This is a genomic window from Xanthomonas sp. GPE 39 (assembly GCF_000963005.1).
In the GTDB taxonomy this organism is placed as follows: domain Bacteria; phylum Pseudomonadota; class Gammaproteobacteria; order Xanthomonadales; family Xanthomonadaceae; genus Xanthomonas_A.
The window spans coordinates 594,102-618,913 of sequence record NZ_JZHZ01000007.1 but is presented as its reverse complement, the minus strand read 5'-3'; the positions used below and the strand labels follow the sequence as shown (position 1 = coordinate 618,913).

The following is a 24,812-nucleotide window of genomic DNA, read 5'->3' as shown; positions in this document are numbered from 1 at the left end:
TTCGATGAATCGCCCGACCCGTTTTTCCCTGGCGCTGACGCTACTGGCCAGCAGCGTGACACCCGCCGTCTGCGCTCCAGCGTCAGCACCACAATCTCCTGCCGTCGTCGATGCCCAGCCCGACGCTGCCTTACCGGACTGGGAACACCTGAGTCGGCAACAGCGCGAACTGTTGATCGCACCGCTGCGCCAACGCTGGAACGATGCCCCCTCACAGCGGCAGCGGATGTTCGAGCACGCCCAACGCTGGCAATCGATGACCCCGGAGCAGCGCGCGCACGCGCACGAAGGCGCACGCCGCTACGAAGCCATGACCCCGCAACAACGCGAGGAGGCACAGGCACTATTCGCCTACATGCGCACGCTACCGCCAGAACAGCGCAAGACGCTGCGCGAGCGCCTGGACGCGATGGCCCCGGCACAGCGCACGGCCTGGATCAAAGCCAACATCGGTGCGAGCGCGCCTATGCCCGATCCCGCACGCCCGCTTCCATAGCCGGCACTCAGGCCGGAGCCGGATGCCAGCGCGTCTTCGCCAGCAACTCGTCGTCCCAGTCGTAGGCGATCGCCCCGTCCTTGAGGAACAGCGCAACGAAGTTGTAGACGTTGCGCGCATACATCTCGCTGGCATGCACCGCGCCCATGCTGGCCAGATGCAGCGGCCCGGCGACGATGACCCCGCCGTGTTCGACGGTCTCGCCAGGGCGGGTCAATGCACAGTTGCCGCCTGTCTCGGCGGCCAGATCCACCACCACGCTGCCGGGCCGCATCCCGGCAACCATCTCGGCACTGAGGATCTTTGGCGCCGGTCGTCCCGGCACAGCGGCGGTACACACCACCACGTCGATGCCTTTGAGGTGTTCGGCCAGACGCTGCTGCTGCTCGACACGCTCTGCATCGCTGAGTTGCCGTGCATAGCCGCCCTCGCCCGCAGCACTGACACCGAGGTCGAGAAACTTGCCGCCCAATGATTCGATCTGCTCGCGCGTTTCCGGGCGCACATCGAAGCCTTCGACCTGCGCGCCCAGGCGCTTGGCGGTGGCGATGGCCTGCAAGCCGGCCACACCGGCACCAACGACCAGCACCTTGGACGGACGGATGGTGCCGGCCGCAGTGGTCAACATCGGGAAGAAGCGCGGCGCCAACTGCGCGGCGATCAGCGTCGCCTTGTAACCGGCCATGCCGGCCTGCGAACTGAGCACATCCATCGCCTGGGCGCGCGTGGTGCGCGGCAAGCGCTCCAGCGGGAACGCGACCAGGTGTCGCGCCTGTAGCGCCGCAGCGCGTGCTGGATCGGCCTGCGGCTGCAGCATGCCGACCACACCGGCACCGTCCTTGAGTTGTTCCAGTGCCTGGACCGGCAACGGCTGCACGCACAACACCAGATCCGCCTGTGCCGGGCTCTGCGCATCGGCAAGCAGCGCACCGACGGCGAGATAGGCGGCATCGACAAAACCCGCCGAGGCACCAGCATCCGGTTCGATCCGCACCTGCGCGCCCAGCGCGAGCAATTTCTTCACCGTTTCCGGCGTCGCCGCCACCCGGCGCTCGCCCGGCGCCGACTCCTTCACTACCAGAACCTGCACTGCCATGCGATTTCCCATGCGCTGCCCGTCAGTCCAGTGCCGATGCTACAGGGTCCGGCGCATGATCGCAGCGGTTGCACAGAAGCATGAGCAGGCCAGCGCACAGCACGTAAACGCAGACGCTCCAGATGAGGCAATCGCGGAAACCGAGCACACACTCGGTCGATACGCTCGCTCAATGCAGAGTGACACTACACGCATCAAGCCGTTCGATGACCGATTGCAAAGCAATGTCGAAAGCGCCGTCATCGACATGAGTGCGCAGGCGACCGAGCCGCACCATCAGCGCCAATTCCTCCGGCGAGGCCACGCATAACCGCGCGCCACGGCGGTTGACGAACAACAACCGCGACGAGATCGGGCTCACCCACGACAACTTGCCTGCCTGCACATTGCTGTCGCGATCAACGAAATCCAGCCACGTGCCAATCTCCATCGCACGGAAACGGTCGGCATCGGCATTATCGAAATCGTCCGACGTCTCCGGCGCGACCACTTCCACCGGCTGCGCCTCCTGTGCCGGCGGCTGCGGCAGCGCCAACTGCGGCAGTTCCGGCAACCGACGCTCCAGTTCCGGGCGCAGCTCGGCTATCGCCCGCAGAGTGTCATACAGGGCATCGAACGCCGCCGTGACCGCCTCCGGATGTAAGCCGACACTGGCGAAGACCTTGTGCAACGGCTCCTGCCAAGCCTTCAACCAAGGTCTGTCGACAATATGCAGTTGCGCGGCGGCCAATTCCTCCAGCATGCCATCGGCCAGCGCGATGGCCTCGCGCACGTTGGGGCTATCCTCGTATTCACGCAACATGACCATGGTCAAGTAATGCTGCCAAGGCCGCCGCAGAAAATCCTCCAGTGCCTGCGGTAACTGTCGATTGTGCAGGCGCGTTTGCAACTCGGCCTCGGCGCGCCGCCGCGCCAGTTCCAGCTTCTCCTGGCCTCGCTGAGTCTCGGCGGCACGGCGTTCGGCGATTTCGACGCGACGCCGATGCTGAGACAGAAATTCGCGAAATTCCTCTTCCAAGGTCAGGAAGATCGTCAGGTTCTCGTTAAACTCAGCGAGTAGCCGGTCGATGATCTCCTCGACCTTGACCATCAGCACGCGCTCGGTCTGGCTCTCGCCAGCGTTGCCCTCGCAGGCCTCTGTCAACGAGTTGAGCAAGCGCCGCGCCGGATGCGTCTTCTGCACGAGCATTCGCCGATCCAGCAGCGCGACTTTGACGAACGGCACCAACAGCCGCCCGATCAACTCGCCCGAGCGACCGTCCAGGTCACGCTCATCAAGCATCACGTCGAACAGCATGCCGACCAAGTCGATCGCATCTTCATCCACCGGATCCAACCGCGCATCCGCCGGGTCCAGGCCACATTGAGCAACAGTGGAGAGCATCTCGTTCTTGAGCCAATGCGCCAGCGACTGGCTATCGTCGCCGACCACTGCGCGCTGCGTGGCACTGGGCGTGGCCTGTAACAGTGACAACACCGACATCATCTCGCGCGGGCTGAGCGCGCGCTGCTGGCCGAGCGCAACGCGCGCCGCCGAGGTCGCGGCATCACGCGCATTACGGGTCTGCTTCAACAGCTCTTGCAACGCATCCAGCAAAACGTCCTGAGCATCCTCGGGCAGGTGCGCCGCACCATCGCGGGTGACGGCCCGCGCACTGTCGCGACGCTCGGCCCAACGTTCGACAAAACGTCGCGCCCAGGGCGGCTGGTAGATCGCTTCGTCGCCACCGATATCGCCAGCCTCGTCGTGGTGCGCGGGATGTTTCGGCGGCGGTGGTGCGCGTGGGATTTCCGGCGCCACCCCAGCCTCGGCAAGACGCTCGTCCAGTTCCTGGTAGAGCTGACCGATGTCGGCGGCGAGGTCACGCTCGCACAACTTGATCAGCACCAGGCGCACCTCAGGCTCCAGATCGGTATTGGAGAATGCCGCGTGTACGGCGACACCGATATGTTCGGGGCCCACCGGATTGGTATCGGCATCCAGTTGCAGACCGCCGGCGATCCAGCCAAGGCGATGATCGATGCGAGCGAGTACCGACTTGCATTCGCGCAGCAGTGCGCCAGCCAGATTGCGCACCGCCAATCGCAACTCAAGCTCGTGCTCGGACAACAGGCTCAAACCGTGTCCATCGCCCGCCATGACCACCTCGGCCGAAAGCGGCACACCCGTCTCCAGCGCCTGCCAAGCCACCTGCAGTTGTGTACGGAAACGCGCAGCGATGTCTTCGCGATGGCGGCGCAATTCACGCATACCGTCAAGGAACAGCATCTGCGACGTACCGCCAGTTTCGGCAAGATCGAACAAGGCATCGTCGAAACGCATCAACGCCGCTGCGAACGCGGTGTCCAGCCCAGGCAACATGCCATCACGCGCCTGCGTCAATAGACGCGAGTCGCGCGCGGGGTGCGCGTGCTGGGTGGGGATGAAACTCATTACGCAATGGCTCCGCGCCATCAGCGGCGCTCGACAGAAGTGAGGACGGAAGACAAGCGGACACGCCCTCTGTTTTCACTGAACTCATAGTAGGCCGAACATCTGAACGTCGACTGTGTCACAAGAAACATTTTCCACTCAAAACGTGATGCCCAACATGATTTCAGACGGCACTTGCGACAGCCTTGCCTGAATCGACCTGCACTGGCCGGCACTCGACCTTGATCGCTCACTCTTTCCGACAATCAAGCTGCACGAGATCATCGCCGACGCACACATCAACGGCCGCGACGTTTGGCGCGCATCCACACGCAGCAATCGAATGCACACCAAGGCGCAGGCAACGCCGCGCGCGGTCGTTGCAATCGATGCAATCCCATCAGCAGCCATGCGTCTGCGAGCAACGCATCGACAACGCAACACGATTACACCCAACACGGTTATCGGCGTCACCGGCCTACCTGCTGATGGGTGTCGGCGCAGGACTATAATTTTGCATCGACTCAATCGGATCCAAACCAGATGCGCACACTTCATTCGCTGCAAGCGCTGGATGCACGGCGTTCGGTGCCGTCCATGCAATTGGGCGAGCCAGGACCTGACCCGGCGACACTGCTGGCGATGCTGCAATCGGCTGTGCGCGTCCCCGACCACGGCAAGCTGGTGCCGTTCCGGTTTCTGCGTATTGCCGGTCAAGCGCGCCTGACGCTTGGCGATTTTCTCGCCGAGCGCAGCCTGCAGCGTGATCCCGCCGCGCCAACTGCGGTCGTGGAAAAAGACCGCCAACGTTTCAGCCATGCGCCGGTGGTGATCGCGGTGATCGCGTGCCTGCAACGTGGGCATAAAGTGCCGGAGATCGAGCAATGGCTAACCGCCGGTTCGGTGTGCTTCGCGCTGCTGCAAGCGGCACAGGCCTACGGCTTCGGTGCCCAATGGCTGACGGGTTGGATGGCCTACGACGATGCGGTGGCCGCACGCCTGGGCCTGGCCGAACACGAACGCATTGCTGGCTTCATCCATCTGGGAACCGCAAAGGTGCAAGCACCGGAGCGCGAGCGCCCCGATCCGCAGCAGCTGCTTAGCGACTGGACACCGTGAATCCATCCACGCTCGCCTCACGGCCGCTGTACCTGATCGACGCCAGCCTGTACGTCTTCCGCGCCTGGCATGCGATTCCCGACGAATTCCAGGACGCGCAAGGCTGGCCGACCAACGCCGTGCACGGTTTCGCCCGGTTCCTGCTCGACCTGCTCGAACGCGAGCGCCCGCAGCACATCGCGGTTGCTTTCGACGAAGCCCTGGACACCTGCTTCCGGCATCAGCTGTATCCGGCCTACAAGGCCAACCGCGCACCGGCACCGGATGCGCTGCGGCGGCAGTTCGCGCACTGCAAGGCGCTGTGCGCGGCACTGGGCCTGTGCGTGCTGGCGGACCAGCACTACGAAGCCGACGACCTGATCGGCAGCGCGCTACACAGCGTGCGCGGCGAAGGTTTTCACGGCGTGATCGTATCGGCCGACAAAGACCTGTCGCAATTGCTGCTGGAGTGCGACGAACAGTGGGACTACGGGCGCGGCCAACGCTGGGGCGCGGCCGGAGTCAAAGCACGGTATGGCGTGCATGCGCAGCAAATCGCCGACTACCTGGCACTGACCGGCGATGCAATCGACAACATCCCCGGCGTCACCGGCATCGGCGCGAAATCCGCCGCGATTCTGCTGGCGCATTTCGGCGACCTGGACACCTTACTGGCACGGGTGGACGAAGTGGCGTTCCTGCGCCTGCGCGGCGCGGCGCAGATGGCCGTGCGCCTGCGCGAGCAACACCAGCAGGCACTGCGATGGCGGCAATTGACCACCATCGCACTGGACGCGCCGCTGCACACGGCCACACCCGGATTCACCCGCAGCCCAGCCGACACCGACATGCTGTTGGGCCTGTGCGAAACACTGCGCTTCGGGCCGCTAACCCGACGCCGATTGCTGCAAGCGGCCGGCCTGGAGCCCACCGCCAACTGACCCTGCACACGCAACGCCGTAACAACATTAGGCACTACACTGCACAAAAGCGCCTCAGCCTAGCGTGCGCATCGGCGCCTTCTTCCTCTGTGACCCGCGAGCTGCTCATGACCCGCCACGACTCTCCTCCCCGCATCGTCTACGAAGGCAAATACCAACGCATGGTGGTGCGCGGCACCTGGGAATATTCCGAACGCGTGCATGCCGGCGGTCTGGCCGCAATCATCATTGCGGTGACACCGGACGACGAGGTGCTGTTCGTCGAACAATTCCGCGTACCACTGCAGGCGCGCACCATCGAGATGCCAGCAGGTCTGGTCGGCGACATCGACGCGGGCGAGTCGATCGAAGTCTCGGCGGTACGCGAACTGGAGGAAGAAACCGGCTGGACCGCCGCGCATGCCGAAGTGCTGATGATCGGCCCAACGTCCTCTGGTGCCAGCAGTGAAAAAATCGCCTTCGTCCGCGCCACCGGCTTACGCAAAGTTGGCGCTGGCGGCGGCGACGCCAGCGAGGACATCACCGTGCACACGGTGCCGCGCGCACGCGCGGCCGCATGGCTGGTACAGAAAATGGACGAAGGCTATGCGCTGGACCCGAAATTATGGGCCGGCCTGTGGATGATCGAGCATCACCTCGACGGTACTGTGCGTGGTTGAGCCCGCATCGGCACACTTGCCGCCCCTACTCGGCCCAGACGATCCGGACGTCTTCACGATTCACCGCCCACAGGGCAGCTCGCCGTTCCTGCTGCTGGCCGACCATGCCGGTCAAGCCGTGCCGCGCGCCTCGGCCAACCTGGGTTTGCCTCAGCACGAACTGGACCGACACATCGGCTGGGACATCGGCATCGCTGGCGTCACCCGCGCGCTGTCCACGCTGCTGGACGCGTGGGCGATCGAACAAACCTATTCGCGCCTGTTGATCGACTGCAATCGTCCGCTGACCTCACCGACGCTGATCGCCGAAACCAGCGACGGCACCGTGGTGCCGGCCAATGCGGGGTTATCGGTCGCGCAGCGGCAGCAGCGGATCACCGCAGTGCATGCGCCCTACCACGCGCGCATCGCCGCCGAACTCGATGCACGGCGCACAAACGCGCGTCCCACCATGTTGGTGATGATGCACAGTTTCACCCCGATCATGAACGGCGTATCGCGGCCATGGCATGCCGGTGTTTTGTATCACCACGACACCCGCTTCGCCCATGCCCTGCTGCGCGCGCTGGGCGAGGCAGACGAGCTGCTGGTCGGCGATAACGCGCCCTATACGGTCAGCGATAGCAGCGACTACGCTGTCCCAGTGCACGGCGAAGGCCGCGGCCTGCTGCATGCAGAACTGGAGATCCGCCAGGACCTGATCGCCGATAACACCGGACAGCAGGCCTGGGCGCACCGTCTGGCCAAAATCCTCACGACGCTGCAGCCGCAACTGCTGGCGATGGCCTAAGCGGCGCTAACAACACCACTGCGTCACTGTCGGACGGACGCGGGCAGTGCTCGACTCCTCATCTGCGCTCTATACACTGCGGCGGCTGCGCGCTGTCCGCACCCAGCCGCCAGCGATTGGCGAGGTTTTGTAGCCACTCTCATCGCGATACGCATCGCGACGAGCCGCCAAACGGCGCATCCAACAACGCGATGCGCTCGCGGTCACCCGCGCGGCGCGGCCACGACATCTGCGCTCTACCGAACCCGTGCCGCATGCTCCTGGACACTGCTCAGGCGAAGGCATCCGTCGCCCGCACCAGCGCGTCCGTATTCTCCGCCTCGAACGCAGAATGACCCGATGCCGGGGTGATTTCCAAACGCGCCTTCGGCCATGCCTTGGACAGATCCCAGGCACTGGTCAGCGGACACACCACATCGTAGCGACCGTGCACGATCACCCCGGGGATATCGGCGATGCGGTGCGCATCGCGCAACAACTGGTCTTCCACTTCCAGGAAACCGCCGTTGACGAAGTAATGATTCTCGATGCGCGCGAAGGCCAACGCGAAGTGCGGGTCTTCGTGGCTATCGACGAAATCCGCGTCCACATGCAGGAAGCTGGTCGCCCCTTCCCACACGCTCCATGCCTTGGCCGCCGCCAGACGCGTGGCCTGGTCGTCACTGGTCAAACGCCGATGGAACGCGGAAATCAGATCGGCCCGCTCCACCGCTGGAATCGCGCCGACATAGTGCTCCCAGGCATCGGGAAACAGCCGACTGGCACCTTCCTGATAAAACCATTCCAGCTCCCAACGCCGCAGCAGGAAGATGCCACGCAACACCAACTCGGCTACGCGTTGCGGATGCGTTTGCGCGTAGGCCAACGCCAGGGTCGAGCCCCAACTGCCGCCGAACACCTGCCAGCGGTCGATGCGCAGGTGCTCGCGCAATCGCTCGATATCGGCCACCAAATCCCACGTGGTGTTGTCCACCAGATCCGCATGCGGCGTGGAGCGGCCGGCACCGCGCTGATCGAACAACACGATGCGGTACTTGGCCGGATCGTGGAAGCAGCGCATTTTGGCGTTGCAACCGCCACCTGGCCCGCCATGCAGCACCACTACCGGCTTGCCGTCGGGATGACCGCACTGTTCGTAGTACAGGGTGTGCCGCGCGTCCACCGGCAGCAGGCCGCTATCGAACGGTTCGATACTGGGATACAACGTGCGCATGGCAACTCCTGCGGAAAATGCCGATTCTACCTATGGACCGCCGCGTCGCGTGCACTGCCACAGCACGCGTCTGCGGTAGTCGGCAGACCACGCATTGGCCACGCCAGCACGAGAGCCGCACCGCTGCCGCCGCTCATGCAAGCGGCCAGCGCCCCAGTGTGACCCGATCGCGGACTTCCAGATCCTGGTAAGTCTCCACCGCGATGAAGCCTGCAGCCGATAGCAGCGCGCGCACGGCGTTGCCCTGGTCCCAACCGTGCTCCAGTAACAACCAACCGCCCGGCTGCAAGTGCGCTGGCGCAGCGGTGGCGATCTGGCGGATGTCGTCCAAACCATCGATGCCGGAGGTCAAGGCGCTCAGCGGTTCGTAGCGCAGGTCGCCCTGGGTCAGATGCGGGTCGTCAGCGGCAATGTAAGGCGGATTGCTGGCGATCAGGTCGAAACGCTGCCCGACCAGCGGTGCCAGCCAGATGCCGTGCGCGAAGGCGACATTGTGCAGACCGTGCGCCTGCGCGTTGGCCTCGGCCAGCGCCAGCGCCGCCGCACTGACATCGGTCGCCAGCACCTGCGCCTGCGGGCGTTCGCTGGCAAGCGCCAGTGCGATTGCGCCGCTGCCGGTGCCCAAGTCGGCGACGCGACGGCCCGGCTGCATGTCCAAGCGCTCCAGCGCCAGTTCCACCAGGCGTTCGGTATCGGCACGCGGAATCAGGGTGGCCGGGCCGACCGCCAGATCCAGGGTCCAGAAGCCGCGCCGGCCAGTCAGATAGGCCACCGGCTCGCCCTGCGCGCGTCGGGCAAGCAAGTCCTCGAACCGCGCCACAGCCTCCGCCGGCAGCGCTGCGCGCGCATGCGCGAACAGCCAGGCGCGTTCGCGCTGCAGGGCATGGATCAACAGCGCTTCGGCATCGACGCGCGCGATCTGAGTACAGGCCGCGCGCAGTAGGGACTCGGGAGTGGACGCATTCATCGGTATCACGATGACCCAGCGGACTGGAAAAGCCAACGTGCTTGGACCTTCTCTGTGCGATCTGTCATCGCTGGCGTCACCGCAGCGCAGCAAAGAGCCCGTCTGGGATAACGATAGGATAAATCTATCTATCCAATTTCATAAATCGATTTGAGGCGTCTATCTTTTGCTCCTATGATCAACCTCGTTCCATCCCCCGCCCCTGACACCCAACCACGAGGAAACTGCATGTCTTCTTTGATCAACACTCAGGTCCAGCCCTTCAAGGCCAACGCCTATCGCAACGGTGAATTCATCGAAGTGACGGACGCGGACCTGAAGGGCAAGTGGTCGGTCCTGATCTTCATGCCGGCCGCCTTCACCTTCAACTGCCCGACAGAAGTAGAAGACGCCGCCGAACACTATGCCGAGTTCCAGAAGATCGGCGCCGAGGTCTACATCGTCACCACCGATACCCATTTCTCGCACAAGGTGTGGCACGAAACCTCCCCGGCGGTGGGTAAGGCCCGCTTCCCGCTGGTCGGCGATCCAACCCACCAACTGACCCGCGCTTTCGGTGTACACATCGAGCACGAAGGCTTGGCCCTGCGCGGCACCTTCGTCATCAATCCGGAAGGCGTGATCAAGACCGTCGAAATCCACGACAACGCCATCGCCCGCGACGTCACCGAAACCCTGCGCAAGCTCAAGGCCGCACAGTTCGTCGCCTCGCACCCGGGTGAGGTGTGCCCGGCCAAGTGGAAGGAAGGCGAGAAGACCTTGAAGCCGTCGCTGGATCTGGTCGGCAAGATCTAAACCCGTCCACTCCCATCTCCGCCGCGCTGGCGGGGGTGGGGGTGAACCGCAGACGGTAGCGCATCGTGTCTGTCGGCTGCGGTTCACCCCTCCTCACAGTTGTCTGACGACCGGCGGCCCATGCGGCAGTCGCGTCTCTCCCTCGCTTTGCCCAACGTCAGGAGTCCGCCATGTTGGATACCGATCTGAAAACGCAGTTGCAAGCCTATCTGGAGCGGGTCGTGCGCCCCATCCATATCGCCGCCTCGGTGGACGATGGCGCCAAATCGCGCGAGATGCTCGATCTGCTCGAAGAACTGGTGCTGCTCTCGGACAAGATCACCCTGGACGTGCATCGCGACAGCGACGAGCGCACGCCCTCCTTCGCACTCAACAGCCCGGGTCAGGACATCCACCTGCGCTTTGCCGGGCTGCCGATGGGCCATGAATTCACCTCGCTGGTACTGGCGCTGTTGCAGGTCGGCGGACATCCGTCCAAAGCTACCGCCGAGCTGATCGAGCAGGTACGTCAACTGCCTGGCCAATACCGTTTCGAAACCTATTTCTCGTTGTCTTGCCAGAACTGCCCGGACGTCGTGCAGGCGCTGAACCTAGCCGCGGTGCTGAACCCGAACATCCAGCACGTGGCCATCGATGGCGCGCTGTTCCAGGACGAGGTCCAAGCACGGCAGATCATGTCGGTGCCCACCGTCTACCTCAACGGCGAAGTGTTCGACCAGGGCCGCATGAGCCTGGAGCAAATCGTCGCCAAGCTCGACACCGGCGCGGCCAAACGCGAGGCGGCGGTGATCGCGGCCAAGGCGCCATTCGAGGTGCTGGTGGTCGGTGGCGGCCCGGCCGGCGCAGCGGCGGCGATCTACGCCGCACGCAAGGGCATCCGCACCGGCGTGGCGGCCGAGCGATTCGGCGGTCAGGTGCTGGACACCATGGCCATCGAAAATTTCATTTCGGTGCAGGAAACCGAAGGCCCGAAGATGGCTGCGGCACTGGAGCAGCATGTGCGCCAGTACGACGTGGACATCATGAGCCTGCAACGCGCCGAGCAATTGATTCCGGCCGGAGCCGACGGGCTGGTCGAGATCAAGCTGGCAAATGGCGCATCGCTGAAGAGCCGCACGGTGATCCTGTCCACCGGCGCACGCTGGCGGCAAATGAACGTGCCGGGCGAAGACCAATATCGCAACAAGGGCGTGGCCTACTGCCCGCACTGCGATGGCCCGCTGTTCAAGGGCAAGCGCGTCGCGGTGATCGGCGGCGGCAACTCCGGCGTGGAAGCGGCGATCGACCTGGCCGGCATCGTCAGCCACGTCACCCTGGTCGAATTCGACAGCAAGCTGCGCGCCGACGACGTCCTGCAACGCAAGCTGCGCAGCCTGGGCAACGTGGACATCATCGTCAACGCGCAGAGCACCGAGGTGCTCGGCGACGGCCAGAAGGTCACCGGCCTGATGTACAAAGACCGTGTCGGCAACTCGGTGCATCACGTGGCGCTGGAAGGCATCTTCGTGCAGATCGGGTTGCTGCCCAACACCGAATGGCTGCAAGGCACGGTCGCCTTGTCGCCACGCGGCGAAATCGTGGTCGACGAGCGCGGCCAGACCTCGCTGCCAGGCGTGTTCGCCGCTGGCGACGCGACCACGGTGCCATACAAGCAGATCATCATCGCCATGGGCGAAGGCTCCAAGGCGGCGTTGAGCGCGTTCGACCACCTGATCCGCCACAGCGCTCCAGTCGCCAACGGCATCGCCGAGGCGGCTTGATGCCTTGACACCGTCTCCCACACGGCGCGGGGCTATGCTGCCGTTCTGCGCCGTCTCTCCGCCGTGCGTGCCAAAGGAACTTGCCGATGAACCTGCGTGATCTCAAATACCTGGTAGCGCTGGCCGATCACAAGCATTTCGGTCGCGCCGCCGCCGCCTGCTTCGTCAGCCAACCGACACTGTCCACACAGATCAAGAAACTCGAAGACGAACTCGGCGTGCCGCTCGTGGAGCGTGCGCCACGCAAGGTCATGCTGACCCCAGCAGGGCGCGAGGCAGCCAGCCGTGCGCGCAGCATCGTCGCGGAAGTCGAGCAGATGAAAGAAGCGGCGCGGCGCAGCCAGGATCCGGAGGCCGGCACGGTGCGCCTGGGCATTTTCCCGACCCTGGGGCCGTACCTGTTACCGCACGTGATCCCGAAGGTGCGCACACGCTTCCCGCATCTGGAACTGCTGTTGATCGAAGAAAAGAGCGACGTGCTGCTAAGCCGCCTGCGCGAGGGACGCCTGGACGCAGCTCTGCTGGCACTGCCACTGCACGATGAGCAGTTGCATGCCGAATTCCTCTTCGAGGAGCCCTTCGTGCTGGCAGTCCCGGACCCACATCCACTGGCCGAACAACAAGCGCCACTTACCCTGGATGCACTGCACTCGCAACGCCTGCTGTTGCTCGAAGACGGACACTGCCTGCGCGATCAGGCACTGGACATATGCCACCTCTCCGGGGCGACGGAAAAAGCCGAATTCCAGGCCACCAGCCTGGAAACGCTGCGACAAATGGTCGCCGCCAATGTCGGCGTGACCCTGCTGCCGTTGCTGGCGGTACAGCCGCCGGTGGCCAATCCGTCCAACATCCGCCTGCTCAATTTCGATCCCAGTTGTGGACCGAGCCGCCGCATCGCCATGCTGTGGCGGCGCAGTTCGGCGATGAGCGAGTTTCTGCAACAACTGGCGCAACTGTTCAAAACGTTGCCGCAGGAGTTGTTCGTACTGGCACCGCAAGCGAACGCGGCGGCACCGCGGCAAGCCGTCATCTGAACGGCCAGGTGCGCGCGCAGGCTGGCATCGCCTCGATGCCAGCGTGCCTGCACAAGCACCTCGCACGCACAGGCGCATCACGCTGCAACCTCGCGCAAGACAGCGCCACGCCTGTACTGCATCCAGCTCGCGCCAACGCGACCGACACGCATCCACCACACACTCGCGATCACGGCCTGTCACCGCGATGAAGGACTTCACCGGCGACAATACCCGCGCAGCGCGTTAACGTAGTAGGTCATCCGCCTTCTTTTCACTCGTATCGAGAGTTACCGATGACCTCTTCCGCTTCCTCCAAACTGGCCCAGTTGCGCGAATTGTCCGTGGTCGTGGCCGATACCGGCGACTACGACGCGATCAAGCGACTCAAGCCGGTGGACTGCACCACCAACCCAACCCTGGTGAAAAAGGCACTGGACCTGCCGGTCTATGCCGACCTGATCGACGAGGCGCTGGCCTGGGCGCGCCGCCAAAATGGCGAACCTGCCGCCCTGGTCGACGAAATCGCCGACCGTCTGACCATCGGCGTCGGCAGCCGACTCAGCACGCTGGTGCCCGGTCGCGTGTCCACCGAAGTGGACGCCGACCTCGCCCACGACACCGCCGCCACGATCGCCAAGGCACATAAATTCATCGCCATGTATGCCGAGCGCGGCATCGCCAAGGAACGGATTCTTATAAAGGTCGCCGCCACTTGGGAAGGTATCGAAGCAGCGCGGCAATTGCAGAAGGACGGCATCGACTGCAACCTGACCCTGATCTTCAACCGCACCCAAGCGCTGGCCTGCGCCGAAGCCGGGGCGTTCCTGATCTCGCCCTTCGTCGGCCGCATCCTCGACTGGTATGTGGCCCAGGGCCAGACCCCGGCCAGCATCGACGAAGACCCGGGCGTGCAATTCGTGCGCGGCGTCTATACCGAATTCAAACGGCGCGGCTCGCCGACCGTGGTCATGGGTGCCTCGTTCCGTTCCACCGCGCAAATCGAAGCGCTGGCCGGTTGCGACCGCTTGACCATCTCGCCGGACCTACTGGAAAAACTCGACGCCGACCACGGGCCACTGCCGCGCAAGCTCTCCCCCGGCCAGGCCGATGGTGCCAGCGTATCGCTGATCGACGCGCAACGCTTCGCCGCCGACCTGGCCGCCGATCCAATGGCGACCGAGAAGCTGACCAGCGGCATCGACACCTTCGCCAAGGATCTGCAAGCGCTACGCGAGACGATTCGGCAAAAGTTGGCAGGCTGAGCCGGCTGCCCGCTGGGCCATAAGCGCGAAGCAAACGCCACTTGCGTTTGCTTCGCGCTCAACACGGGCGATTGCATCGTCCGCGTCGTCTACCAAGCCCAGCGGCATTGCGATGGCGCTCGACGCACAAGGACGGATCCAACATTGCGCAAGCCCGCACCTCACCCACCAATGAAGCGGACGCTCAGACTTCAAGACCAAGCGGACAACTGACGCCGGTCCCGCCCAGGCCGCAGTAGCCCCCCGGATTCTTTGCAAGATACTGCTGGTGTTCGTCCTCGGCGTAATAGAACGGCGGCGCCGGCACACGAATCTCGGTCGTGATCGCGCCATAGCCGGCCGCATGCAGCCGCTGCTGATAGGCATCACGACTGGCGATTGCCGCATCGTACTGTTCCTGCGTGGCGCAATAGATCGCCGAGCGGTACTGCGTTCCAAGGTCGTTGCCCTGGCGCATGCCCTGAGTCGGATCGTGGCTTTGCCAGAAGGTCTGCAACAACTGCGCGAAGGTCGCCACCTGGGGATCGAACACCACCAACACCGCCTCGGTGTGGCCAGTCTGGCCAGAACACACCTCGTGGTATGTCGGATGCGGGGTCTGCCCACCGGCATAGCCCACCGCCGTGGTGAACACGCCTGGCAGCGACCAGAAGGCACGCTCGGCACCCCAGAAGCAACCAAGGCCGAACTGCACCTGCTGCAGACCAGCGAACACATCGCGCAGCGGATGCGCGTTGACGAAATGACGGTTGTGCAGCGGCAGCGGTTCCGTCCGCCCGGGCAGGCTCTCGCCCGGGCGCGGCAGGCGCTGCTTGAAGGCACCGATTCCCAACATGAGGCGAACTCCTGACACAAGGCGATACCACGTGGATGGCGCTGGAGTGGGTGGCTTTCAAGGTGCAATGGCCGAGCTGGGAGATGCACACAGGCCGACGCCGCCGTGGATCAAGCGCGGCAGCTCTCTCTTGCCGTGGGTTCGGCCCACTTACATCGCTCGCGTCACCTGCCCGCCCAGGCCCAATGCCATCAACACTTCCTGCGCCTTTTCGAGCAGCTCATCGGCCACGCACACCTGCACTACGCCGAACGGCAACTCGCCAGCACCACCAAGCAGCGCTTCACCGAATACGAAGGCGACGATGCCGGCATCCTCCAACGCATGCTTGGCCAGATGCGCATCGATCAGGTGCTGGGCGCGATAGGCGATCTGCATCTGCGGCCCTCAGCGGTCCAGGCAGCATCCAGGGGCAACCTGGAGCGACGGCAGACGGATCGGTAGCGGGCGCAGGCATACCGACCCGCAGGAGAGCATGCCGCCAGCGGCAGAAGAGCAAGACGGCATGCGGGCATCTTTCAGATGGGCTGATCCTGAGCCTACGCGCACAGACAGCCCCACGCTAGCCTAGGCCAACTCAAGCGGCGCTTTACTTATAAACTTGCGCTTTACTGATTCGCTGAAGCGCGCATGTCCGAGACCACCACCACCGACGCCACCGCCCCGGTCGAGAAGAAAGACTTCATCCGCCAGATCGTCCGCGAGGACCTGGCCAGCGGCAAACACGCCTCCATCCGCACCCGCTTCCCGCCCGAGCCCAATGGTTACCTGCACATCGGCCACGCCAAGGCGATCTGCCTGGATTTCGGCATCGCCGCCGAGTTCGCCGGGCGCTGCAACCTGCGCCTGGACGACACCAATCCGGCCAAGGAAGATCCCGAATTCGTCACCGCGATCCAGGACGATGTGCGCTGGCTGGGCTTCGCCTGGGCCGAACTGCGCCATGCCTCGGACTACTTCGAGGTGTACTACCTGGCCGCCGAGAAGTTGATTGGCGACGGCCACGCGTTCGTGTGCGATCTATCTGCCGAGCAAGTGCGCGAGTATCGCGGCACGCTCACCGAGCCGGGCCGTCATTCGCCCTACCGCGAGCGCAGCATCGAGGAGAACCTGGACCTGTTCCGGCGCATGCGCGCTGGCGAATTTCCGGATGGCACCTGCACCCTGCGCGCCAAGATCGACATGGCCAGCGGCAACATCAATCTGCGCGACCCGGCGCTATATCGAATCAAACACGTCGAACACCAGAACACCGGCAACGCCTGGCCGATCTACCCGATGTACGACTTCGCCCATGCCCTGGGCGATGCCATCGAAGGCATCACCCACTCACTGTGCACGCTGGAGTTCGAGGACCACCGGCCACTGTACGACTGGTGCGTGGACAAGGTCGATCTGGCCGGGCACCCGGAGCTGCTGCAACCGCTGCTGGCCAAGGGACTGCCGCGCGAGGCGAGCAAACCACGGCAGATCGAGTTCTCGCGCCTGAACATCAACTACACGGTGATGAGCAAGCGCAAACTCACCCAACTCGTCACTGAAGGTCTGGTCGATGGCTGGGACGATCCGCGCATGTACACGCTGCAGGGTTTACGTCGACGCGGCTATACCCCAGCCGCACTGCGCCTGCTGGTGGAGCGTGTCGGCATCAGCAAGCAGAACTCGGTGATCGACTTCTCGGTGCTGGAAGGCTGCCTGCGCGAAGACCTTGACGCCCATGCCCCACGGCGCATGGCGGTGATCGACCCGCTCAAACTGGTACTGAGCAACTTGCCGGACAACCACCGCGAAACCCTGACGTTCTCCAACCATCCCAAGGACGATAGCTTCGGTACGCGCGAGGTACCGTTCTCGCGCGAGGTGTGGATCGAGCGCGAGGATTTCGCCGAGGTGCCGCCTAAAGGCTGGAAGCGGCTGGTGCCCGGCGGCGAAGTGCGTCTGCGCGGTGCGGGGATCGCCCGCGTCGACGAAGTGATCAAGAACGCCGCTGGCGAAATCGTCGAACTGCGCGGCTGGCTCGATCCGGACTCGCGCCCCGGGATGGAAGGCGCCAATCGCAAGGTCAAGGGCACCCTGCACTGGGTCAGCGCCGCGCATGCGGTGGAGGCCGAAATCCGTCTGTACGACCGTCTGTTCTCGGTGGAAAAGCCCGACGACGAATCCGACGGCAAGAGCTACCGCGACCACCTCAACCCGCACTCCAAACGCAGCGTGCGCGGCTACGTCGAACCCGCCGCAGCCCATGCCACAGCGGAGCAAGCGTTCCAGTTCGAGCGCAGCGGCTACTTCGTCGCCGACCGCCACGATCACCGCGCCGAAACGCCGGTATTCAACCGCAGCGTGACGCTACGCGACACCTGGAACAGCGGCCAGGACGGCACCTGAGCGAGCCCACACGCACACGGCTCGCCGCGATCCTGATCGTCGAATGCCACTGCGGCATTCGACGATTCCTCACCCGCGAAGCCAAGCTGGGTTAAGCCAGACGCTCTAGACTGCGAATCACACTCCTACAGGAATCATCCCATGAACGTGATCCTGCGCAGTGCCTGTAGCGGTCTTGCCCTGATGGCGCTGCTCGCCGGCTGCAAACCGGCCAGCGACGCCTCCACCACAGCATCCTCGACAACCGCCAGCACTGCGGCCACCGGCAAGTGCGACAAGGTTCCCGACCATCCCTACGACCTGCCCGCAGGGCGCTTCGATGAAGTCTCCCAACAACTGGCCCATGCCACCGGCTGCATGATCGTCTACCGCGACAGCACACTGGCGCCCATGCCGGTCAATGCCGTGAAGGGGCAGATCAGCATCCGCCAAGCGATGCACCAGGCAGTGGACGGCACTGCGCTCAAAATAGAGCAGGAACAAGCGGACACGATTCAGATCGGACGCCGCTGACCCTCGCAACGTTTCCATGCGAACATCGTCAGGCGATTGAATCGTCCATCCGACCTCCCAGACATCTTCCGTGATGCGCAGGCAGATTCAGCACCGTGCCAACATCATCCACAACGGCGCAACGTTTGTGCATCGCCTGACGCGCCTAACGCCGCACTGATCTGTGCCGCCGCCGCGCACATCGCCACCTGCGCATCCATCTGCTGCGCACCGCATTGGATGAACGCAACGATGGGCGCATAGCGTGCGCCACCGTCGCGACGTGACCGAGCAGCGCATCGAGACTGGTCGGCTCCTGGATTCAGGCGATGCGCATCAAGCCGCGTCAGCGGGCGTCGCGCGGATGGGCGACCACGCGCTGACGCTGCTGGCCCAGACCTTCGATCCCCAGCTCCATGACGTCGCCCGGCTTCAGGTAGACCGGCGGCTTCTGACCCGACCCCACACCCGGCGGCGTGCCGGTGCTGATCACATCGCCAGGCATCAACGTCATGTAGCGGCTGATGTGACTGACCAGCTCGGCCACGCCGAACACCATCGTGCGGGTGCTGCCGTTTTGGTAACGGTGGCCGTTGACCTCCAACCACATCGCAAGGTTCTGCGGGTTGGGGATCTCATCGCGGGTGACCAGCCATGGGCCGATCGGGCCGAAGGTGTCGGCACTCTTGCCCTTGACCCACTGGCCACCGTGTTCGAGCTGGAACTCGCGCTCGGACAGGTCGTTGATGACCGCATAGCCAGCGACATGATCCAGCGCCTGCTCCACGCTGACATCGCGTGCCACATCGCCGATCACCACACCCAATTCCACTTCCCAATCGCTCTTCACCGAGCCGCGCGGGATAATCACCGTGTCGTTGGGGCCGCACACCGCCGTGGTGGCCTTCATGAACAGGATCGGCATCTTGGGCACTTCCATGCCGGATTCGGCGGCATGGTCGGCATAGTTCAGGCCGACGCAGATGAACTTGCCGATGCGGCCAACCGCCGCGCCGTAACGCGGTGCACCGTCGATGATCGGCAACGTCGCGACATCCAGCGCGCGCAACCTGTCCAGGCCGGCACGGGTGAGGTGCTCGCCAGCGACATCGTCAATCACACCGCGCAAATCGCGGATATGGCCCTCGCCATCGATCAAGCCAGGAATTTCCTGCCCTGGGGAACCAATGCGTACAAGTTTCATGCAGGTGTCCTATGTAGAAAGGAAATCAGTTGGACCAACCGCCATCGATGATATGGGCCTGGCCAGTGGTGAACGACGATTCGTCAGACGCCAGGTAGCCCACCAACGGCGCAATCTCGCGCGGATCACCCAGCCGGCCCATCGGCTGGCGGTCGGTCAAGCGCTTCAACACCGCCTGTTCGTCGCCGCCCAATGCCTTGACGCGCTCGCCCAGCGATGGGGTCTTGATAGTACCTGGACAAATCGCATTGCAACGCACGCCCTTGGCAACGTAGTCGGCGCCGGCGGCGGTCATCAGGCAGCGCTTACCATGTAGCCGGCCGCTCATGCGCAGCTCCCCAGGGTGAACGATGACATGGCCATGGCGCAGTGCTCCTGCTGGTGCGGGACACAATCGGATCGGAAAGACGATCAACACGCGCCCCGCACAGCAGACAGTCATCAGCGAATACGGAAACCCATCGTCGCCTCCACCGCCTGTTGCCAGCCCGCGTACAACGCCTCGCGACGCTCGGCCGGCATCGTCGGTTCGAAGCGGCGGTCCACCGCCCAATGCTGTGCGATCTCGCTGCGATCCTTCCAGAATCCCGTCGCCAAGCCCGCCAGATAAGCAGCCCCCAGCGCGGTGGTCTCGGCCACCTCCGGGCGCAACACCGGCACATCGAGGATGTCGCTCTGGAACTGGGCCATGAAATCGTTGGCGATCGCACCACCATCGGCGCGCAGCTCCTTCAACTTGATACCGGCATCGCTCTGCATCGCCGTCAACACGTCGCGGGTCTGGTAGGCCATCGACTCGATCGCGGCACGAATGAAGTGTTCTTTGGTGGTACCACGGGTCAGGCCGAACACCGCGCCACGGATGTCGCTGCGCCAATATGGCGCCCCCAGGCCAACGAAGGCCGGTACCAAGTACACGCCATCGTTGTCGCTAACGCGCTCGGCATAGGCCTGCGAATCGCTGGCTTTGCCGAACATGCGCAGCCCATCGCGCAGCCATTGCACCACCGAACCGGCGACGAAGATCGCCCCCTCCAACGCGTACTCCACCTTGCCGTCCACGCCCCAGGCGATGGTGGTGAGCAAGCCATTGTTCGACGCCACCGCCTTTTCGCCCGTGTGCATCAGCATGAAACAGCCGGTGCCGTAGGTGTTTTTCGCCATGCCCGGCTCGAAACAGGCCTGGCCGAACAATGCCGCCTGTTGATCGCCCGCGATCCCCGCAATCGGCACGGCGTGACCGTAAAAATACTGACCCTGCGTACTGCCGTAGATTTCGCTGGACGAGCACACCTGCGGCAACATCGAAACCGGAATATCGAGCATGCGCAGCAGGTCTTCATCCCAGCGCAGTGCATGAATGTCGTACAGCAGGGTGCGCGAGGCATTGGTGTAATCGGTGACGTGCGCCTTACCCCCGGTGAGGTTCCAGATCAACCAACTGTCGATGGTGCCGAACGCCAGTTCGCCGCGCTGCGCGCGTGCGCGTGCGCCTTCGACATGGTCGAGGATCCACTTGATCTTGGTGCCGGAAAAATACGCATCGATCAGCAACCCGGTCTTGGCCCGCACCATGTCCTCATGACCATCGGCCTTGAGTTGATCGCAGATGTCCTTGGTCTGCCGCGACTGCCAGACGATGGCGTTGTAGATCGGCTGGCCAGTGGCACGGTCCCACACCACCGCGGTCTCACGCTGGTTGGTGATGCCAATACCGGCGATCGCACTCGCGTCCACCTGATGGGTGTTCAACAACTCGGTGATCGTGGTGTAGACGCTGGTCATGATCTCGCGCGGGTTGTGTTCGACCCAGCCCGGCTGCGGAAAAATCTGCGTGAACTCGCGCTGGGCCATGGCGACGCTGCGACCATGGCGGTCGAACAGGATCACGCGCGAACTGGTGGTACCTTGATCGATGGCCAGGATGAATTGCTTCTCCATCGGTGACTCCTGCAAGACATGCGGCGCGCGGCATGACGGCGCCAACGGGGAACGGATCGCGCATGTGGCGCGTGGCGAAAATAGCATCGGCCCTAGTGACGGCGCGCGGCGACATCCTCTTGCTGCGCTCTCAGCCGCGCTGGCAGGAACGGGTAGATCAACACCTGGTACGCGGCACCGCCGATCACACCACCGATCAACGGGCCGACAATCGGAATCCACCAGTAATGGCCGGCGGCAGGAAACGCCGAGGCATCCCAGCCGGCGAAATAGGCGAACAGGCGTGGTCCGAGGTCACGCGCCGGGTTGATTGCCCACGCCTCCAGATAGCCCATCGAGGCACCAATGGTCGCCACCAGCAGGCCGATGATCAATGCGCCGGAATTGGCGCTTGGCGCAGCGTCGTTGTAGCGCTCGGTGATGGCAAAGATGCCGAATATCAGCAACGCGGTCAGGATGATCTGATCGCACAGCGCATGCAGCGGCGTGATCGCCAAGCCCGGTGCGGTGAAGAACACGCCGGCCGCGCCACCATCGGCACGGGTCAGATGCTGCACCTGGTTGTAGTGGTCGATCACTGGCGCGAACAACAAATACACGATGCCCGCGCCAAGGAATGCACCGAGCACCTGCGCCGCGCAGTACGGCACGACCTTGCGCCATGGAAAACCACGAAACAGCGCCAATGCCAGCGTCACCGAAGGGTTGGCGTGGGTACCGGATACCGAGCCGGTGACGTAGATCGCGATGGTCACCGCCAAGCCCCAGGCGATGCAAACACCCCAATAGGCGTGCTGATATGGACTGGGGTCGTACAGCACGTACATACACGCCACCGAGCAGCCGAAGACGATGATGATCAGCATCGCGATCGCTTCGGAGATCAGTTCGCCCACCAGTTGCCGGCTCATGCGCGCGACTCCCGAATGACCAATGTACTGCCTGTCGATGTCGTCATCTTTTTCACCCTCCACGGTGACGTTCAGGTGTCTGCGCTGCGGCGGAAACCGTACTTACTCGCCATTGTTGTGTGCCTCCCACCGCACACCCTCCCACAATGGCGAGGACACCGGCGTCATGAGTGCGCTGACGCCAGCTTGGTCTGGCCCTGTTGCAAATAAGCACTTAGACGCTGGCGGCCACTCGCATCGATGCGCAGGCCAAGCTTGCTGCGTCGCCATAGTAGGTCGTCGGCTTCGACCACCCATTCGTGTTCGCGCACATAATCCACTTCCACCTGGTACAGATCGGCACCGAAATGCTCGCCCAACTGCTGCTGCGAAGTCGCCGCGCCGAGCAGCACGCTGGCACGGGTGCCGTAATTGCGCGCCAGCCGCTGCGCAGTGGCCTCGGCCAGCCATGGCCGGTCCGCGCGCAACTCCCGCGCCAACGCATCGATATCGGCGCGCTCGCCGCCCGGTAACGGTGCGCCGTGTGCGGTCCACGCTGGCGCCTTGTGTCCGGCGTGTGCGGTCAGCCGGTCCACCGCTTCTTCGGCCAGTTTGCGGTAGGTGGTGAGCTTGCCACCGAACACGTTAAGCAAGGCAGCACCATCACGCGCATCCAGTTCCAGCAGGTAATCGCGGGTGACCTCGGCGGCGTTGTCCTGCGCATCGTCGAGCAACGGGCGCACGCCGCTGTAGCTCCACACCACATCATCCGGGGCAATCTGCTTACGAAAATATCGGTTGGCCGCCGCGCAAAGGTAATGCGTCTCCTCGGCATCGATGCGCGGCGCAGCCGGATCGGCGCGGTAATCCACATCGGTGGTGCCGATTAAGGTGTAGTCCTGCTCATAGGGAATGGCGAAGACGATGCGTCGGTCGGGCTGCTGGAAGATGTAAGCATGGTCGTGGTCGAACAACCTTGGGACCACGAGATGGCTGCCCTTCACCAGGCGCAAGGCATGGTCGTGCCCGATCTGCACCACCTCATCCAGAAACTGCACCGCCCACGGCCCGGCGGCATTGACCAGCGCACGTGCCTGCACCTGCTCCCTGCGACCGTCCGCGCACTGCAGCCCGACGTGCCATGCACCGTCCACGCGCCGCGCACTGACGCAGCGGGTACGGGTGAGGATACGTGCGCCGCGTTGCGCCGCATCCATCGCATTGAGCACCACCAGCCGCGCATCCTGCACCCAGGCATCGGAATAGACGAAACCCGTGCGGAACTCCTCGCGCAACGGCGCGCCCACCGGATGCGTGCGTAGCGCCAAACGCTGCGAACCCGGCAAGGTGCGGCGACCGCGACCAAGGTGGTCGTACAGGAACAGGCCCGCACGCAGCATCCACGCCGGACGCAAATGCGGCTGATGCGGCAGCAGAAAGCGCAGCGGCCAGATAATGTGCGGTGCCAACCGGAGCAACACCTCGCGTTCTGCAAGCGCTTTGCCGACCAGGGCGAATTCGTACTGCTCCAGATAGCGCAGCCCACCGTGGATCAGCTTGGTGCTGGCGCTGGAGGTATGTGCGGCCAGATCGTCGCGCTCGCACAGGCATACCGACAGCCCCCGGCCCACCGCATCGCGGGCGATGCCAACGCCATTGATGCCACCACCGATCACTACGACATCGTAAGTCTCACGCATTGCCGACTCCGAAGAGGTCGCGTCCCGGATCAAGCGCGCCACCTGAAGCAGGACCAAAAACGAAAAGATCGCAATCGCAAACCAGTGCCTGCGAACATATCACGCCACACCGCAACGCGACCTCTACGGCATCGTGCACGCCACTTAAATGGGAGGCAACCTGGAGCGCGCCACTACAGCGGCGCACACCTCGACGCATCCCAGGTAGCGTCACACTCACTTCAAGCTGCATCGCACGCTCTAGACTACGCACCCCACCGAAGACAACGGCACTCCCCCAATCGGCCATGCTCAACAACGACATCCTGCGCTCCATCCGTTACATGCTCGATCTGAGCGACCAGAAGATCGTGGACATCGTGCAACTCGCCAACCCGGCGTTTCCCATCGAAAAAGCACAGATTCCCGCCTGGCTGAAGAAAGAAGACGAAGCAGGCTTCGTCGAATGCCAAGATGCGGTCCTGGCGCATTTCCTTGACGGGCTGGTATTCCATTACCGTGGCCGCGACGAGCGCCTGCCACCGCGCCCGGTGGAAACGCGCATCACCAACAACGTGGTGCTGAAGAAGCTGCGGGTGACGTTTCAACTCAAGGATCTGGACATGCACCAGATCTTCGACGCCGCTGGCATGCCGGTATCCAAGCCGGAGCTATCGGCGCTGTTCCGGCAGCCGGAGCACAAGAATTTCCGCCTGTGCGGGGATCAGCTACTGCGCAACTTCCTGAAGGGTCTTACCCTGCGCCTGCGCCCAGCCGGCTGAGCGCGGCCAGGCATGCACAGCACCGGCCAGAGCGGTTCCAGCGGCGATGCACGCCCCGCCCACAGCGATTCGGTCTAGGATGCGCCAGTTCCGCC

The 24,812-nt window shown here is 63.9% G+C and carries 23 protein-coding genes; 12 read left to right on the top strand and 11 right to left on the bottom strand.

Annotation, left to right across the window (positions count from 1 at the left end; all coding sequences use genetic code 11):
- Positions 1 to 4 precede the first annotated feature (4 nt).
- Positions 5 to 496, top strand: a complete 492-nt coding sequence (locus XALGPE39_RS02515; RefSeq protein ID WP_045726855.1) for a DUF3106 domain-containing protein — start codon at positions 5 to 7, stop codon at positions 494 to 496.
- A gap of 7 nt (positions 497 to 503) precedes the next feature.
- On the opposite strand, the gene XALGPE39_RS02510 is transcribed toward XALGPE39_RS02515, so the two are convergent.
- Both XALGPE39_RS02510 and XALGPE39_RS02505 read right to left on the bottom strand, forming a co-directional pair.
- The gene (locus tag XALGPE39_RS02510; RefSeq protein ID WP_045726854.1) at positions 504 to 1,592 is read right to left on the bottom strand and encodes an NAD(P) transhydrogenase subunit alpha; all 1,089 of its coding nucleotides are present in this window, start codon (positions 1,590 to 1,592) and stop codon (positions 504 to 506) included.
- Positions 1,593 to 1,761: 169 nt separating this feature from the next.
- Positions 1,762 to 4,026, bottom strand: a complete 2,265-nt coding sequence (locus XALGPE39_RS02505) for a DUF1631 domain-containing protein (RefSeq protein WP_045726853.1) — start codon at positions 4,024 to 4,026, stop codon at positions 1,762 to 1,764.
- 522 nt (positions 4,027 to 4,548) lie between these two features.
- Here XALGPE39_RS02505 and XALGPE39_RS02500 point away from each other — a divergent pair.
- The 4 genes from XALGPE39_RS02500 (at position 4,549) to XALGPE39_RS02485 (ending at position 7,493) form a co-directional block, all read left to right on the top strand.
- Entirely contained in the window at positions 4,549 to 5,124 is a 576-nt protein-coding gene (locus XALGPE39_RS02500) for a nitroreductase (RefSeq protein ID WP_045726852.1), read from the top strand.
- A complete protein-coding gene (locus XALGPE39_RS02495) occupies positions 5,121 to 6,044 on the top strand; it encodes a 5'-3' exonuclease H3TH domain-containing protein (protein ID WP_152624806.1) in 924 nt (307 codons plus the stop codon). Before XALGPE39_RS02500 ends, XALGPE39_RS02495 begins: the two co-directional genes overlap by 4 nt.
- Before the next feature lie 107 nt (positions 6,045 to 6,151).
- Entirely contained in the window at positions 6,152 to 6,703 is a 552-nt protein-coding gene (locus XALGPE39_RS02490; protein ID WP_045726850.1) for an NUDIX hydrolase, read from the top strand.
- Entirely contained in the window at positions 6,696 to 7,493 is a 798-nt protein-coding gene (locus tag XALGPE39_RS02485; protein WP_235429736.1) for an N-formylglutamate amidohydrolase, read from the top strand. The genes XALGPE39_RS02490 and XALGPE39_RS02485 overlap by 8 nt, the downstream gene beginning before the upstream one ends.
- Positions 7,494 to 7,764: 271 nt before the next feature.
- Here the strand turns inward: XALGPE39_RS02485 and pip are convergent, their stop codons facing one another.
- Both pip and prmC read right to left on the bottom strand, forming a co-directional pair.
- Entirely contained in the window at positions 7,765 to 8,706 is a 942-nt protein-coding gene (pip, locus tag XALGPE39_RS02480) for a prolyl aminopeptidase (RefSeq protein ID WP_045726848.1), read from the bottom strand.
- Between the two features lie 133 nt (positions 8,707 to 8,839).
- Positions 8,840 to 9,673 (bottom strand): peptide chain release factor N(5)-glutamine methyltransferase, encoded by an 834-nt coding sequence (gene prmC, locus XALGPE39_RS02475; RefSeq protein WP_045726847.1) that lies wholly within the window; start codon positions 9,671 to 9,673, stop codon positions 8,840 to 8,842.
- Between the two features lie 228 nt (positions 9,674 to 9,901).
- Between prmC and ahpC the strand changes: the two genes are divergently transcribed.
- The 4 genes from ahpC (at position 9,902) to XALGPE39_RS02455 (ending at position 14,509) form a co-directional block, all read left to right on the top strand.
- Positions 9,902 to 10,468, top strand: a complete 567-nt coding sequence (ahpC, locus tag XALGPE39_RS02470) for an alkyl hydroperoxide reductase subunit C (RefSeq protein ID WP_012915011.1) — start codon at positions 9,902 to 9,904, stop codon at positions 10,466 to 10,468.
- 170 nt (positions 10,469 to 10,638) lie between these two features.
- On the top strand, positions 10,639 to 12,228 hold the full coding sequence (gene ahpF, locus XALGPE39_RS02465) for an alkyl hydroperoxide reductase subunit F (RefSeq protein WP_045726846.1): 1,590 nt from the start codon (positions 10,639 to 10,641) through the stop codon (positions 12,226 to 12,228).
- A gap of 86 nt (positions 12,229 to 12,314) precedes the next feature.
- Complete coding sequence (locus XALGPE39_RS02460; RefSeq protein WP_045726845.1) at positions 12,315 to 13,265, top strand: LysR substrate-binding domain-containing protein; 951 nt, start codon at positions 12,315 to 12,317, stop codon at positions 13,263 to 13,265.
- A gap of 275 nt (positions 13,266 to 13,540) precedes the next feature.
- Positions 13,541 to 14,509: a transaldolase gene (locus XALGPE39_RS02455; protein ID WP_045726844.1), complete on the top strand. Its 969-nt coding sequence runs from the start codon at positions 13,541 to 13,543 to the stop codon at positions 14,507 to 14,509.
- A gap of 184 nt (positions 14,510 to 14,693) precedes the next feature.
- On the opposite strand, the gene msrA is transcribed toward XALGPE39_RS02455, so the two are convergent.
- Positions 14,694 to 15,344, bottom strand: coding sequence for a peptide-methionine (S)-S-oxide reductase MsrA (msrA, locus tag XALGPE39_RS02450; RefSeq protein ID WP_045726843.1), 651 nt, complete (start codon positions 15,342 to 15,344; stop codon positions 14,694 to 14,696).
- Positions 15,345 to 15,494: 150 nt separating this feature from the next.
- Positions 15,495 to 15,722 (bottom strand): DUF2007 domain-containing protein, encoded by a 228-nt coding sequence (locus tag XALGPE39_RS02445; protein ID WP_045726842.1) that lies wholly within the window; start codon positions 15,720 to 15,722, stop codon positions 15,495 to 15,497.
- Between the two features lie 252 nt (positions 15,723 to 15,974).
- Here XALGPE39_RS02445 and XALGPE39_RS02440 point away from each other — a divergent pair, with 252 nt between their 5' ends.
- Together XALGPE39_RS02440 and XALGPE39_RS02435 are read left to right on the top strand one after the other, a co-directional pair.
- Positions 15,975 to 17,729, top strand: coding sequence for a glutamine--tRNA ligase/YqeY domain fusion protein (locus XALGPE39_RS02440; RefSeq protein WP_045726841.1), 1,755 nt, complete (start codon positions 15,975 to 15,977; stop codon positions 17,727 to 17,729).
- 141 nt (positions 17,730 to 17,870) lie between these two features.
- Positions 17,871 to 18,242: an STN domain-containing protein gene (locus XALGPE39_RS02435; protein ID WP_045726840.1), complete on the top strand. Its 372-nt coding sequence runs from the start codon at positions 17,871 to 17,873 to the stop codon at positions 18,240 to 18,242.
- A 325-nt stretch (positions 18,243 to 18,567) separates the two neighbouring features.
- Here XALGPE39_RS02435 and XALGPE39_RS02430 read toward each other — a convergent pair whose 3' ends face one another.
- From XALGPE39_RS02430 to glpD, 5 genes are all read right to left on the bottom strand, one after another.
- Positions 18,568 to 19,425: a fumarylacetoacetate hydrolase family protein gene (locus XALGPE39_RS02430; RefSeq protein ID WP_045726839.1), complete on the bottom strand. Its 858-nt coding sequence runs from the start codon at positions 19,423 to 19,425 to the stop codon at positions 18,568 to 18,570.
- Between the two features lie 25 nt (positions 19,426 to 19,450).
- Positions 19,451 to 19,753, bottom strand: a complete 303-nt coding sequence (locus tag XALGPE39_RS02425; protein WP_255352704.1) for an SDR family oxidoreductase — start codon at positions 19,751 to 19,753, stop codon at positions 19,451 to 19,453.
- Positions 19,754 to 19,866: 113 nt separating this feature from the next.
- Positions 19,867 to 21,366, bottom strand: a complete 1,500-nt coding sequence (gene glpK / locus XALGPE39_RS02420; protein WP_045726838.1) for a glycerol kinase GlpK — start codon at positions 21,364 to 21,366, stop codon at positions 19,867 to 19,869.
- Between the two features lie 92 nt (positions 21,367 to 21,458).
- Entirely contained in the window at positions 21,459 to 22,277 is an 819-nt protein-coding gene (locus tag XALGPE39_RS02415; RefSeq protein ID WP_045726837.1) for an MIP/aquaporin family protein, read from the bottom strand.
- A 164-nt stretch (positions 22,278 to 22,441) separates the two neighbouring features.
- The gene (glpD, locus tag XALGPE39_RS02410) at positions 22,442 to 23,956 is read right to left on the bottom strand and encodes a glycerol-3-phosphate dehydrogenase (protein WP_045726836.1); all 1,515 of its coding nucleotides are present in this window, start codon (positions 23,954 to 23,956) and stop codon (positions 22,442 to 22,444) included.
- A 287-nt stretch (positions 23,957 to 24,243) separates the two neighbouring features.
- Between glpD and XALGPE39_RS02405 the strand changes: the two genes are divergently transcribed.
- On the top strand, positions 24,244 to 24,717 hold the full coding sequence (locus tag XALGPE39_RS02405) for a DUF1456 family protein (RefSeq protein ID WP_045726835.1): 474 nt from the start codon (positions 24,244 to 24,246) through the stop codon (positions 24,715 to 24,717).
- The last annotated feature ends 95 nt before the right edge of the window (positions 24,718 to 24,812 follow it).